The organism is Streptococcus oralis subsp. oralis (genome assembly GCF_002096445.1).
Classification (GTDB): Bacteria; Bacillota; Bacilli; order Lactobacillales; family Streptococcaceae; genus Streptococcus; species Streptococcus oralis_N.
Map to the genome: position 1 here is coordinate 180,420 of NZ_NCUK01000012.1, position 13,062 is coordinate 193,481.

Here is a 13,062-nt window from a genome sequence, read left to right on the forward strand (position 1 = left end):
CTGATAGACGAAAACGGTAGGTGAGGCTACCATAGGGATACGGATGACTACCGCAAAGCAGTGGAGACACTACTCGTTGGTCAACAGTCCTGGTCGCGAAGGCCAAGACTAAGCTCATTACATCGCCCTATGGAGTTAAAGCTTGAACGAAAAAACAGATAATTAGTTTTTTAATCCTGCCATTTTACGGTGGGATTTTCTACTGTTTTAGAACATGGAAAGGAGACAAACGATGCAAATTGACGATCATCCAGAACCGCACATACACAGCCAATCGCTGATTTGTGTCGTTCTGCCCTTATAAAGTGATTGGTCTCTGTGTATGAAATACATCATTCATACAGATAGGAGAAACCAATGAAAACTACAAAAGAAAGATTAGCAACAGCTATTCACACACCCTTAAACGAAACTCTATCTTTTTATAAGACAAGTCTAACAGGCTTGACCGAGGAGCAGGTGGAGAAAAATCGTGACCTATATGGCGAAAACACCATCACTAAGGGTCAAGAAGACAGTATCCTCAAAAAGATTTACGAATCCATCATCAATCCATTTACAATCATACTGCTAGTCATCGCTATGATCTCCATGGTGACCAATGTCTGGTTGGCGAAGCCTGGACAAGAAGATCCGACGACCTCTATTATCATCGTCGTTCTCGTTCTAATCTCTGGTGGCATACGCTTTGTTCAAGAACTGCGGAGTGACAAGGCTGCGACCAATCTATCAAAAATGATTGTGAATACAGCCACAGTTATTCGCGAAGGCCAGAGTTTAGAGGTTGCAATTGAAGATTTGGTCGTTGGAGATATAGTCAAGTTAAGTGCTGGGGATATGATACCAGCAGACCTCATTTTAATTGAATCACGTGATTTCTTTGTCCAACAGTCTGGTTTGACAGGTGAAAGTGACTCGGTTGAGAAACTAGCCTTGTCAAAAATGAGTCAGTCAAACTTCGATAGTCTGCTAGAAGCAGAAGCGCTCGCCTTTATGGGAACCAATGTGATATCAGGAAGTGCCAAGGCTTTGATCCTAGCGGTCGGCGATGACACTATGATGGGAGAAATCGAGCAAACTCTCAATACCTATGACGAACCGACCTCTTTTGAACGGGAGATGAACAGTATCTCTTGGCTCTTGATCCGTTTGATGTTAGTCATGGTGCCCATCGTCTTTCTCTCCAATGGCTTGACAGATGGCGACTGGCTGGAAGCAGGTGTGTTTGCACTGAGTGTTGGTGTTGGATTGACACCTGAGATGCTTCCTATGATCATCACGGCCAGTTTAGCAAAAGGCTCCATTATCATGGCCAAGGAAAAAGTCGTCATCAAAAAACTCAATGCCATACAGGACCTAGGTGCTATTGATATCCTATGCACGGATAAAACCGGAACCCTTACCCAAGACGAAATTGTCCTGGAATATCCTTTGGATATACATGGAGATTTGGATTTGTCTGTGTTGAGACGGGCCTACCTCAATTCCTATTTTCAAACGGGATTGAAAAACTTGATGGACCGTGCCATCATCAGTAGAACTGAAAAAGAAGCTAAAGAACACGCTATTCTACAAAATTTGGATACTAGCTTTCAAAAAATAGATGAACTTCCATTTGACTTTGAACGCAGACGAATGAGTGTCATCGTCAAGGATGAGAACGAAGTTGTTAGCTTGGTAACCAAGGGTGCCCTAGAGGAAATGCTTGCGATCTCAACCCATGTGGAATATCAAGGTCAGATTAGTCCTCTGACGGATGATATCCGAGTGGAAATCTTAAAAGAAGTAGATCAACTTAATCAACAGGGATTGCGAGTCTTGGGAGTCGCTTATAAAACAGGCCTAAAAGAAGGTTTTGCTTACTCCGTTGAAGATGAAAAAGAGATGATTCTAACAGGATATCTTGCCTTTCTAGATCCACCAAAACCATCTGCAGCACCTGCTATCCAAGCTTTGTTAGAACACGGTGTTCAAACAAAGATCTTGACGGGTGACAATGAGAAGGTAACCCAAGCAGTATGCGAAAAAGTTGGTCTAGATGTTGATCAAATCTTGTTGGGTTCTGATATTGATGCCATGACGGACGAAGAGTTGGCCCAAGCAGTTGAGAGGGTGACTGTCTTTGCCAAACTCTCTCCGGATCAAAAAGCACGAATCATTTTACAAATCAAATCGAATGGACATTGTGTCGGCTATATGGGAGATGGGATCAATGATGCTCCTTCTATGAAAGTAGCCGATGTGGGGATTTCGGTTGATACAGCAGTAGATATTGCCAAAGAAACGGCTGATGTCATTTTGCTAGATAAGGATTTGATGGTGCTTGAAAAAGGGCTGGTTGAAGGGCGTAAGGTCTACGCTAATATGACCAAATATATCAAGATGACGGTCAGTTCTAACTTCGGGAATATTTTCTCTCTGTTAGTGTCTGGTATCTTTTTACCTTTCCTTCCTATGGCTCCGATTCACTTGATTGTGTTAAACCTCGTCTACGACCTTTCTTGCATTGCCTTGCCATTTGATAATGTAGATGAAGACTTTTTGAAACATCCTCATAAGTGGGAAGCCAAGTCTATTACTCGCTTTATGATTTGGATGGGGCCGATTTCTTCTGCCTTTGATATTTTGACCTTTATCTTACTCTATTTTGTCATTGTCCCAATGGCGACAGGCCAAGCCTATGCTCACGGAGCAGAGTCTGCAACGGGCTTTATCATCTTGTTCCAGACAGGTTGGTTCATTGAATCCATGTGGTCCCAAACCATGGTTATCCATATGCTTCGTTCAGCAAAACTTCCTTTCTTACAAAGTCGTCCATCATGGTTTGTTCTTGGGACAACCTTGCTAGCGGCTAGTTTTGTGACCTTCCTTCCCTACTCTTCAATTGCTAGCCTGCTTCATTTAACCCCTTTGGAACCAATTTATTTCCTCTTTTTGCTTTTGATTATCGTTCTCTATATGATAAGTGTTACAGTTGTAAAACGATTGTATATCAAAAAATTTAAAAGTTGGTTATAAATTGATTTTGTCAAGAAAAAAGTACGAAAATCGCGAAAAAAGTTAATTTTTTTTAAAAATAGGTCGCAAGTCGGATGTTTTTTATGGTATAATAGACTAAACTGATAGTAACATGTAGCGAAAGGGGTAGGTACATGATCAAAATTTATACAGTCTCAAGTTGTACTAGCTGTAAAAAAGCGAAAACCTGGCTCAATGCCCACCAGTTAAGTTATAAAGAACAAAATCTCGGTAAAGAAGGAATTACAAGAGAAGAGTTATTAGATATTCTAACGAAAACAGATAATGGAATTGCCAGTATCGTTTCGTCAAAAAACCGCTACGCTAAGGCACTTGGAGTTGACATCGAGGATTTGAGTGTCAATGAAGTGCTCAACTTAATCATGGAAACACCACGGATCTTAAAGAGTCCGATTCTCGTTGACGAGAAGCGCCTACAAGTCGGCTATAAAGAAGATGATATCCGTGCCTTCTTGCCACGCTCTGTCCGTAATGTAGAAAATGCAGAAGCACGTCTACGTGCAGCTCTATAAAACATCAAGGCTGGGAGTGACTCCTGGCCTTGTTTGCCCTTTTGTTTTAAAATCATGTGAGGAATTATGAAAAAGTTACTAATTGCTAGTTTTGCTCTCCTCTTTTTGCTTGCGGGATGTGGGCAAAAAAAGGAAACTCCTGTTGCTTCCACAACAGCATCTGAACCTCTCCAATCCAACCTTCCCGTTTTGGACAATGCCGAAAAGAATACGGTTGTCACCAAGACCTTGCTGATGCCGAAGTCAGAAAATGGGACGCAACAGATTCAGACCATTACTTATAAAGGCAGTCAGTTTTTGACCTTGACCATCCAGCAAAAACGACCTGTCGGGGATGAACTCAAGACCTTTATCTCTGAAAATGGCCTAGAGGAAACGCAAAAAGCGCTTCTTGAAGCAGAAGAAAAGGATAAGACTATCCAAGAGGCGCGCAAACTGGCAGGATTTACACTGGAAACCAAGCTACTCAGCGAGACAGAAATCCAGACCACAACGACTTATGATTTTCAAGTTTTGGATGTCAAAAAGGCATCTCAACTAGAATATTTAAAAAATATTGGTCTTGAAAATCTCTTAAAAAACGAACCTAGCCAGTATATTGCTGACAGAGTGGCAAATGGGGCGACAGAACAGTAAGAAAATCCAAATAAACAAACTGATTTATTTGTAGAACGTAAGGAAATATGCTATAATAGTAATATTCTAAGGAAAGAGGGTGTTAGAATGGGATTTACTGAAGAAACTGTACGGTTTAAATTGGATGATTCCAATAAGAAAGAAATTAGCGAAACGTTGACAGATGTCTATGCTTCTTTGAACGACAAGGGCTACAATCCGATTAACCAAATCGTCGGTTATGTATTGAGTGGTGACCCTGCCTACGTTCCTCGTTACAACAATGCACGAAATCAAATCCGTAAGTATGAGCGTGATGAAATTGTTGAAGAACTGGTACGCTACTACCTTAAGGGACAAGGAGTCGATCTATAATCTATGAGAATTATGGGATTGGACGTTGGTTCAAAAACAGTAGGGGTGGCTATTAGCGATCCACTAGGCTTCACCGCTCAGGGACTTGAAATCATCCAGATTAATGAGGATCAGGGCCAGTTTGGTTTTGATCGTATCAAGGAATTGGTTGACAGCTATAAGGTGGAACGCTTTGTAGTAGGTCTGCCTAAAAACATGAACAATACCAGCGGTCCGCGGGTAGAAGCCAGTCAAGCCTACGGAGCAAAATTAGAGGAACTTTTTGGTTTACCAGTAGACTATCAGGATGAGCGTTTGACAACGGTCGCTGCGGAGCGTATGTTGATTGAACAAGCAGATATCAGCCGTAACAAACGCAAGAAAGTTATTGATAAGTTGGCTGCTCAGCTGATTTTGCAAAATTATTTAGATAGAAAATTTTAAGACAGAGGAGAAACTATGTCACACGATCACAACCATGACCACGAAGAACGTGAATTAATTACACTTGTTGATGAACAAGGAAATGAAACCTTGTTTGAAATCCTTTTGACCATTGATGGAAAAGAAGAATTTGGTAAAAACTATGTTCTGCTAGTGCCGGTTAATGCAGAAGAAGATGAAAATGGTGAAGTTGAAATCCAAGCTTACTCATTCATCGAAAATGAAGACGGAACAGAAGGCGAATTGCAACCAATCCCAGAAGACTCAGAAGACGAATGGAACATGATTGAAGAAGTCTTCAACAGCTTTATGGAGGAGTGATACAGTCTGGGAGACTGTATCACCCCAACTCTTAGAAACTAGAAAGAGTTGGAACATCCAGTGGATGTTTTTAGCCCTGCGCCAGAAATTAGAAACGCAGGAATGTCCGGGGGCCGTTTTTAGCCCACGTTGAAATTCATAGTAGCTAGTGATTAGCTAACCAGGTAAGAGGTCGGGATTTTAGTCCCGACCTCGTTTTTTATTTGTAATCATACTTTAGTGCGCTAGTTGATTGGACTTTTGTTAAGGAGACATGTATGTTTGAAGTAGAAGAATGGCTTCATAGTCGGATTGGTTTAAATTTTAGATCTGGACTTGGACGAATGCAGCGAGCGGTGGATTTGTTGGGGAATCCTGAGAAGACATATCCTATTATCCACGTAACAGGGACTAACGGTAAAGGGTCAACTATTGCCTTTATGAGAGAGTTGTTTGTAGCTCATGGTAAAAAAGTTGGTACTTTTACCTCTCCTCATATCATCAGTATCCATGATCGAATCTGTATCAATGGGCAACCAATCGCGGAGGAAGACTTTGTTCGTATAGCTAACCAAGTCAAGGAGATGGAGAAAATTCTCTTAGAAACACATGATCAATTGTCTTTCTTTGAGTTGTTGACCCTGATTGCCTTGCTTTACTTTAAAGAGCAGGGAGTGGATCTAGTCCTGCTAGAAGTGGGAATTGGTGGTTTGCTTGATACCACTAATGTCGTAACAGGAGAGATTGCAGTTATTACTTCGATTGGGCTAGATCATCAGGAGACCTTGGGTGATAGTCTGGAGAAAATAGCCGAGCAGAAAGCTGGTATTTTCAAGGCTGGCAAGAAGGCAGTCATTGCCAAGCTTGCTCCAGAAGCGGAGCTTGTCTGTCAAAAAAGAGCAAGAGAGTTAGCTGTTGAACTTTATCAAGCTGGGCGAGACTTCACCTTGAATGCTGGGGATTTTTCAAGTAAGCTAGCAAGCTTTTCCCAGCTTGAAATTGGTTTGGAAGGTGCTTATCAGCAAGAAAATGCCGCCTTGGCTTTAGAAACTTTTCTTATGTTTATGGCGTCAGGAGGTGAAAGGGTCGAAGAAGAGTTTGTCAGACGGGCTTTGAAGGAGACACATTGGGCAGGTCGATTGGAACGGATTCGCCCGCAAATCTACCTAGATGGGGCTCACAATCTGCCAGCCTTGACTCGTCTAGTAGAGTTTATCCAGGGGAAAATCCAGCAAGGTTACCAGGTTCGCATCCTTTTTGGAGCACTTAAACGCAAGGATTATCAGGGGATGCTAGGCTATCTATCTGAGCAGTTGCCTCAGGTAAAACTTAAGGTAACAGGCTTTGACTACCAAGGCTCTCTGGATGAAAAGGATGTGGTAGGTTATGATTTGATTCCTTCCTATGGCGACTTTATCAGAGAATTTGAAGATAAGGCCAATGGCCAGGACTTGCTTTTCGTGACGGGATCCCTCTACTTTATCTCGGAAGTCCGAGCAAGTTTGGTAGGAAGCGACGAGATTAGTTGACCTTATAGGTTTATGTTGCTATACTGTAGGTAGGAGGTATATCTGGAAACGATTCCAGCAAAACATTGGCACAAAAGAAAGGAAATCGCTATGAAAACGAAAACATTCACACTTTCTATTGCTTCCCTAGCAATTCTTAGTCTTTTAGCAGCTTGTGGACCTAATGCACAAGTCCCTACCCAGCAATCTGCACAGCAATCATCTTCTCAACAAGAATCATCTTCTAGCGCTACGACAAGCGCTAGTCAACCACAGGCGTCCTCAAGTCAGGACACTACTGTAGCTCAACCTACGAATATCGATGGTACCTATACTGGAAAAGATGAGAATGACCAAATCACTCTTGTTGTAACAGGTAAAACTGGTACATGGACTGAGGTCGAGCCAGATGGAGATAAGGAAATCAAGCAAGTCAGCTTTGAGCCAGAAAATCAACGTGTCATTATCGGTGATGATGTCAAAATTTATACGGTTAATGGTAATCAATTGATTATCGATGATATGGACCGAGAGGCATCTGACCGAGTGGTATTAACTAAGCAATAATGATTAAGTAAAAGTTCCAATGAGATGAAAGCTATCTTTTTGGAGCTTTTTTCTTGAAAAAGGGTTGGCTGTTCTTTACTAACTTTTTACTTAAAGCGCCTATAAATGTTTGTAAAACTTCCTATTAGGTCGTATACTTATAGTAAATAATCAAATAGCGCAGAGGCGCAGGAGGAAAAGCATATGGCTACATTTTACGTTCCATCAGTTAACCTTATCGGTAAAGGTGTTGTAAATGAAGTAGGTCCGTATATCAAGGAATTGGGGTATAAGAAGGCTCTTTTGGTGACAGATAAGTTCATCGAGGGAAGTGATATTTTACCTAAGATCCTAAAACCATTAGATGCTGAAGGGATCGAATATGTGATCTTTAGTGATGTGGAGCCAAATCCGACTTGCAAGAACGTCACAGACGGAGTGGCTGCCCTGAAAGAGCATGGATGCGACTTTATCATCAGTCTTGGAGGAGGGTCTCCTCAGGATGCAGCTAGTTGTATCTCTATCATCGCTACAAATGGCGGAAAGCCACAGGACTACGAAGGTCTCCACAAGTCTGCTAAAAAAGGGTTGCCAGTGGTTGCGATCAATACAACAGCTGGAACTTCTGCAGAAATCACCATTAACTATGTTATTACTGACGAAGAGCGCAAGGTCAAGATGGTAATGGTTGATAAGAATAGCCTTGCCCTTATCTCTGTCAATGATCCAGAACTCATGCTTTCAAAGCCGAAAGGATTGACAGCAGCGACAGGTATGGATGCTCTTACTCACGCTGTCGAGGCTTTAGTAACACCAGGTGCTTATAATGTGACCAAGAAACTTTCTATCGGAGCGATTGAACTCATCAAGGAGTATCTTCCTCGTGCTGTGTCAAATGGCCAAGATATTGAAGCGCGTGAGGCTATGGTCAATGCCATCTTCCTCGGTGGTATGAGCTTTAACAATGCTGGTTTGGGTTATGTTCATTCTATGGCTCACCAACTCGGTGCGGTATATAACTTGCCACATGGTGTCTGCTGTGCCATGCTTCTCCCAGTTGTAGAACGTGAAAATGCCAAGCGTGTACCAGAAGCTTTCCGCAATGTGGCCAAGGCCTTGGGACTCCATGTTGAAGGAAAAACAGACCAAGAATGTGCTGACTATGCTATCGCTGAGATTGAGAAACTTTCTGAAACTGTTGGTATTCCGAAGAAACTCACTGAACTCGGTATCCAAGAAAAAGACTTTGACTTTGACTACCTTTCTAAGAATGCTTTGATTGATGCATGTGCGCCAGGCAATCCATTTATGCCAACTTTAGAAGAAACCATTGCTCTCTACAAAGAACTCTTCTAAGGATTAAGTAGAGTGGAAACGACGTATTCCCCAACATATAAATAATATTGGAAAGAACTATCATTTTGGTAGTTCTTTTTTTAAAAATTTGCTATCCTAGACATATGAGAAAAATCAAAATTGATGTGGTTGTAGTTCCCTTGAGTGGGCATCTCTTCCCAACACTGAATTTACTTGCACCCTTGTTGAAGGATCCCTTGTATGAGATTCGATTATTTACAGGACCGCAACGAAAAGCTGTCGCAGAGGAGATGGGATTCCAGGTGATTCCCATTTTAGAAAATTGTGTAGATGAGTTTGAGCGTGTAGCCAACAATGAAGGGCAGTTAAACTTTATTTCTGCTTATCGACAGTTGTCAGCTAGTCTTGATTTGATCAATGTGGTTTCAGATCAATTAATGCAAGAGTGGCAGGAAAATCGACCTGATATTGTGATTGCGGATTTTATAACCCTCTCTGTAGGACTTGTAGCGGAACAGTTGAATATTCCCTGGATTACCACGATGGCGACACAGTTTGCCATTGAAACGACAGATGGACCGCCTTGTTTCTTTGGAGGAATGGGCAGTCCAAAAACATCTTTCCAATCTGCCCAGCAATGGCTAGGAAGAAAAGGGACTCGTTTAGGGAAACGAATCGTAACCTTTTTATTGAGAGAACGATTGAAACGTTACGATTTTAAGCTCTACAATCAGAAAGGTCAGGAAACCATCTATTCACCCTATTCCATCTTGGGAATTGGGATGAAAGAGTTGGAGCTGAAAAGCGGTTTTCCAGAGCACTACCTTTGGGTGGGACCTTTTGGCTCTTCGATTGAGAGGGCAGAAAATTATCCCCTCGATTTGTCTCCCTATGCAGGTTATAAGAAGGTCCTTGTCTCCTGTGGCACTCAGCTAGCATGGGCTAAAGACAATCTCCTCTATCAGACACAACAATTGGCAGAAGCACATCCAGATTGCCACTTCTTTGTGACTCTGGGGTTTGGCGGACAAGACTTCCAATGTGAAGAGCTCATGGACAATGTTTCTGTGGTATCCTATCTTCCCTATAAGGAGTACATTCCTCAGATGGATTATGTGATTCATCATGGTGGTGCGGGTATTTTTTACCAGTGTATCATCTATGGTAAGCCTGCCTTGATTCTCCCCCATGACTATGATCAGTATGACTATGCAGTTCGTGGATTAGAGGCAGGGATTGCCTTGACTGCTAAACGAGAGGATACGGAAGCGATTGGACGTGCCTTTGATGAGTTGTTGGCTAGAGATGACTGGCCAGACTTGAACAGACTTAGTCGTGCAGCTCAAATCTATCAGCCAACAGAGATTCTGAAGAGCGAAATACATCGGCTCTTAGGGGACAAGGAGAAGTAAAAAATGAAGAAAGTATTGGTGACAGGTGCTACGGGCTTTCTAGGCAAGTATGTTGTTGAAGAGCTCAGTCAGCAGGGCTATCAGGTACGCGCTTTTGGACGCAATCGCAATGTGGGTCAGTCTTTAGAAAACTCCTCTGTGGCATTTTTTCAGGGAGATTTGACCAAGCAAGAGGACTTGGCTCGGGTTTGTCAGGGGATGGACATGGTTGTGCATGCGGGTGCTCTTTCTACCGTTTGGGGGCCTTGGGAGGATTTCTACCAGACAAATGTCTTAGGGACCAAGTATGTTCTGGATGCTTGCCGAGAGGCTGGTATTCTGCGTTTGGTTTATGTGTCCTCGCCTAGCATCTATGCTGCGCCTCGAGATCAGTTAGCTATCAAAGAAAGTGCTGCGCCTCAGGAAAATAATCTGAACAACTACATTCGTAGTAAGCTGGCTTCGGAGAAGCTGTTTAAGGACTATCCCGATGTTCCGAGTATTATCTTACGACCTCGTGGGATTTTTGGGATTGGGGATACCAGTATTTTGCCCCGAGTTCTCAAACTCAGTCAGAAGATTGGCATTCCCTTGATAGGGGATGGTCGTCAGCTCATGGATATGACCTGTGTGGAAAATGTCGCTCTGGCCATTCGTTTGGCTCTAGAGGCCCCTCAAGCTAGTGGCGAAGTTTATAATATTACCAATGGGGAACCAAGAGCCTTTAAGGATTTGATAGAAGAAACCTTGAGAGGGTTGGGCTATCCAATAACATACAGAAAAGTGCCAGCTCCTCTTCTTTCAGTTATTGCCAGTAGTTTAGAGTTTCTGTATAAGGTCTTGAAACTCAAAGGTGAACCGGCTCTAACACGCTATACCTATTATCTGCTCCGTTATAGTCAGACGCTGGACATCAGCAAGGCGGAGCGAGACTTGGGTTATCGCCCTCAGATCAGTATTTCGGAAGGGATTGAACAATATGTCCAAGATTATCGAAAGCATTGATTATTTCCCAGCAGGCTACTGTACCAGCTACACAGGTTTGCTATTTAAGGGAGTCAAGAATCAAAAGATGACCTTTCCAGCAGGTGTTTTTCTTATCAAACACAGGGACAAGGGCTATCTCCTCTATGACACAGGCTATCATTACGATATTAAGACCCATCTTCGCTATGGCTTCTATCGGCTAGGAACGCCCGTTCAAATGACGGAGAAGGACCAGATTTCTCGTTTGCTGGAAGGGAAGGGAATCAAACCAGAAGAAATTAACTATGTTCTTCTATCACACCTACATCCAGATCATCTGGGAGGAGCTAGTTTCTTTCCTCATGCAACCTTTATCTTGACAAAAGAAGTATATGAAGTCTACCAAAAACCCAAGTTGAAAGACTTGATTTTCAAGGAGTTTTTACCAGCTTCTTTTGAGAAAAATCTAACCATTATCAGAGCTGACCAGCAAGTTTCAACTTTTCCCTATCGTCCGATTTGTGATCTTTTTGGAGATGGCAGTATCCTAGTTTCTTCTGTTGACGGGCATGCTAGGGGGCAAGCCTGTCTATATTTTCCAGACCTTAATCTCCTCATTGCAGCGGACCTCTGTTGGGGAATTGACCTCTTACCTTACACCAAGCAGATGCACCTGCTTCCTTCCCTGGTGCAGGATAATAAGACCGATTATATCAGGGGGACAGAGTTTCTGGAGGAAGTCTTAAAGGCCGGTATTGAGGTAGTTGTTAGTCATGATCCTGTAGAAAGGATAGAGTCAATCTTACATGAAAAAAATAACCTTTCTTAAAACCTTTATCCAAACTCGTTGGCTTCATCATTTCAAATCTCGAGAAGCTGTAGAAAACTATCAGAAAAAGCAATTAGCCAACTATATGGACTTTTTAAAGCGAGAGTCTCCCTACTTTAAAAATGGGATTCCTAGCAACTTTGACCATATGGACAAGGCTTTTATGATGGAACATTTTAATGAGCTCAACACCCAAGGAGTGGATAGAGATGAAGCCTTATCCTTAGCTATTGAAAGTGAGAAGACCCGTGACTTCACTGAACTTAAAGGGGAAGTAGCCGTCGGTCTGTCTTCAGGGACGTCTGGACATCGGGGGCTCTTTATCACAACAGAGAAAGAGCGAAGTATGTGGGCTGCGGCTATCTTGGCAAAGATGTTGCCCAAGGGGCAGCTTTTTGGACACCGCATCGCCTTTTTCCTGAGAGCTGATAATGAACTCTATCAGACCATCAATACGGCGCTCATTCGTCTAGAGTATTTTGATATTTTCAAACATACAGATGAGCATATTGAGCGACTCAACAACTATCAACCAACGATTATTGTGGCGCCAGCCTCGATGTTGATTGAATTGAGCAAGCGTCTCAAGGATGGAGAGTTAGCTATTCACCCACAAAAAATCGTTTCGGTGGCGGAAATCTTGGAAGATAGTGATAGGGGACGAATCGCAGAAGCCTTTTCACTATGCATCATTGACCAAGTTTATCAGGCGACAGAAGGTTTCCTAGCCTGCACTTGCTCAGCTGGCAATCTACATCTCAACGAAGACATTATCTTTGTAGAAAAGCAGTATCTAGATGACCGCCGTTTTTATCCAGTGATTACGGATTTTAAGCGAAGTAGTCAGCCTGTTTATCGCTACCAGCTCAATGATATCTTGGTTGAAAATCCGGAGCCTTGTCCCTGTGGCTCCTACTATACACGGATTGACAAGGTCGAAGGACGCTCTGATGATATCTTCTACTTTGAAGGGCAGAATGGGGGACAGGTAACCATCTATCCAGACTTTATCAGGCGTTGCATCCTCTTTGTGGAGAATGTAGGAGATTACCAAGTTAAGCAACATTCCGAGAAATTAGTGGAAGTTTGTTTAAGCCGACGAGATGAGGACGTAGAGACAGCAATTTTAGCACAGTTCCAACTCTTGGCCCAGCAAAAAGAGTTCATAGTTCCTCAAATCCAATTTTCAGATTATCACTGGGATACTAGCCGTAAACTCAAACGAATCCAACGTTTATGAA

13 protein-coding genes and 1 riboswitch are annotated in these 13,062 nt (G+C 42.6%); all 13 genes read left to right on the plus strand.

Annotation, left to right across the window (positions count from 1 at the left end; genetic code table 11):
• Nucleotides 1-10: 10 nt before the first annotated feature.
• Nucleotides 11-162: riboswitch (M-box (ykoK) riboswitch) on the plus strand.
• Between the two features lie 195 nt (nucleotides 163-357).
• Nucleotides 358-3,018, plus strand: coding sequence for a magnesium-translocating P-type ATPase (gene mgtA, locus B7721_RS02110; protein WP_084877292.1), 2,661 nt, complete (start codon nucleotides 358-360; stop codon nucleotides 3,016-3,018).
• 134 nt (nucleotides 3,019-3,152) lie between these two features.
• Entirely contained in the window at nucleotides 3,153-3,551 is a 399-nt protein-coding gene (gene spx / locus B7721_RS02115; RefSeq protein ID WP_000591165.1) for a transcriptional regulator Spx, read from the plus strand.
• Between the two features lie 66 nt (nucleotides 3,552-3,617).
• The gene (locus tag B7721_RS02120) at nucleotides 3,618-4,187 is read left to right on the plus strand and encodes an SP0191 family lipoprotein (RefSeq protein ID WP_084877294.1); all 570 of its coding nucleotides are present in this window, start codon (nucleotides 3,618-3,620) and stop codon (nucleotides 4,185-4,187) included.
• Between the two features lie 87 nt (nucleotides 4,188-4,274).
• Entirely contained in the window at nucleotides 4,275-4,541 is a 267-nt protein-coding gene (locus B7721_RS02125) for an IreB family regulatory phosphoprotein (protein WP_000507059.1), read from the plus strand.
• 3 nt (nucleotides 4,542-4,544) lie between these two features.
• Nucleotides 4,545-4,964: a Holliday junction resolvase RuvX gene (ruvX, locus tag B7721_RS02130; RefSeq protein WP_002876031.1), complete on the plus strand. Its 420-nt coding sequence runs from the start codon at nucleotides 4,545-4,547 to the stop codon at nucleotides 4,962-4,964.
• Nucleotides 4,965-4,979: 15 nt separating this feature from the next.
• Complete coding sequence (locus B7721_RS02135) at nucleotides 4,980-5,285, plus strand: DUF1292 domain-containing protein (RefSeq protein ID WP_000017624.1); 306 nt, start codon at nucleotides 4,980-4,982, stop codon at nucleotides 5,283-5,285.
• Between the two features lie 257 nt (nucleotides 5,286-5,542).
• Nucleotides 5,543-6,793: a bifunctional folylpolyglutamate synthase/dihydrofolate synthase gene (locus tag B7721_RS02140; RefSeq protein ID WP_084877296.1), complete on the plus strand. Its 1,251-nt coding sequence runs from the start codon at nucleotides 5,543-5,545 to the stop codon at nucleotides 6,791-6,793.
• A gap of 90 nt (nucleotides 6,794-6,883) precedes the next feature.
• Nucleotides 6,884-7,339, plus strand: a complete 456-nt coding sequence (locus B7721_RS02145; RefSeq protein WP_084877297.1) for an SP_0198 family lipoprotein — start codon at nucleotides 6,884-6,886, stop codon at nucleotides 7,337-7,339.
• Nucleotides 7,340-7,522: 183 nt separating this feature from the next.
• A complete protein-coding gene (locus tag B7721_RS02150) occupies nucleotides 7,523-8,674 on the plus strand; it encodes an iron-containing alcohol dehydrogenase (protein WP_084877299.1) in 1,152 nt (383 codons plus the stop codon).
• 104 nt (nucleotides 8,675-8,778) lie between these two features.
• Nucleotides 8,779-10,047 carry a glycosyltransferase gene (locus B7721_RS02155; RefSeq protein WP_084877301.1) on the plus strand — a complete coding sequence of 423 codons (1,269 nt, stop codon included), beginning with the start codon at nucleotides 8,779-8,781 and terminating at the stop codon, nucleotides 10,045-10,047.
• 3 nt (nucleotides 10,048-10,050) lie between these two features.
• A complete protein-coding gene (locus B7721_RS02160) occupies nucleotides 10,051-11,031 on the plus strand; it encodes an NAD-dependent epimerase/dehydratase family protein (protein WP_084877302.1) in 981 nt (326 codons plus the stop codon).
• Nucleotides 11,006-11,821, plus strand: coding sequence for an MBL fold metallo-hydrolase (locus B7721_RS02165; protein WP_049550195.1), 816 nt, complete (start codon nucleotides 11,006-11,008; stop codon nucleotides 11,819-11,821). The genes B7721_RS02160 and B7721_RS02165 overlap by 26 nt, the downstream gene beginning before the upstream one ends.
• Complete coding sequence (locus B7721_RS02170) at nucleotides 11,799-13,061, plus strand: F390 synthetase-related protein (RefSeq protein ID WP_084877304.1); 1,263 nt, start codon at nucleotides 11,799-11,801, stop codon at nucleotides 13,059-13,061. Before B7721_RS02165 ends, B7721_RS02170 begins: the two co-directional genes overlap by 23 nt.
• Nucleotide 13,062 lies beyond the last annotated feature (1 nt).

Excerpts from the sequence above, each read along its gene's own strand:
- B7721_RS02160 (WP_084877302.1), top strand. The coding sequence starts at position 10,051 with ATGAAGAAAGTATTGGTGACAGGTGCTACGGGCTTTCTAGGCAAGTAT.
- B7721_RS02140 (WP_084877296.1), top strand. The coding sequence starts at position 5,543 with ATGTTTGAAGTAGAAGAATGGCTTCATAGTCGGATTGGTTTAAATTTT.
- mgtA (WP_084877292.1), top strand. The coding sequence starts at position 358 with ATGAAAACTACAAAAGAAAGATTAGCAACAGCTATTCACACACCCTTA.
- B7721_RS02125 (WP_000507059.1), top strand. The coding sequence starts at position 4,275 with ATGGGATTTACTGAAGAAACTGTACGGTTTAAATTGGATGATTCCAAT.
- B7721_RS02135 (WP_000017624.1), top strand. The coding sequence starts at position 4,980 with ATGTCACACGATCACAACCATGACCACGAAGAACGTGAATTAATTACA.
- B7721_RS02145 (WP_084877297.1), top strand. The coding sequence starts at position 6,884 with ATGAAAACGAAAACATTCACACTTTCTATTGCTTCCCTAGCAATTCTT.
- B7721_RS02120 (WP_084877294.1), top strand. The coding sequence starts at position 3,618 with ATGAAAAAGTTACTAATTGCTAGTTTTGCTCTCCTCTTTTTGCTTGCG.
- B7721_RS02170 (WP_084877304.1), top strand. The coding sequence starts at position 11,799 with ATGAAAAAAATAACCTTTCTTAAAACCTTTATCCAAACTCGTTGGCTT.
- B7721_RS02165 (WP_049550195.1), top strand. The coding sequence starts at position 11,006 with ATGTCCAAGATTATCGAAAGCATTGATTATTTCCCAGCAGGCTACTGT.
- spx (WP_000591165.1), top strand. The coding sequence starts at position 3,153 with ATGATCAAAATTTATACAGTCTCAAGTTGTACTAGCTGTAAAAAAGCG.
- B7721_RS02150 (WP_084877299.1), top strand. The coding sequence starts at position 7,523 with ATGGCTACATTTTACGTTCCATCAGTTAACCTTATCGGTAAAGGTGTT.
- ruvX (WP_002876031.1), top strand. The coding sequence starts at position 4,545 with ATGAGAATTATGGGATTGGACGTTGGTTCAAAAACAGTAGGGGTGGCT.
- B7721_RS02155 (WP_084877301.1), top strand. The coding sequence starts at position 8,779 with ATGAGAAAAATCAAAATTGATGTGGTTGTAGTTCCCTTGAGTGGGCAT.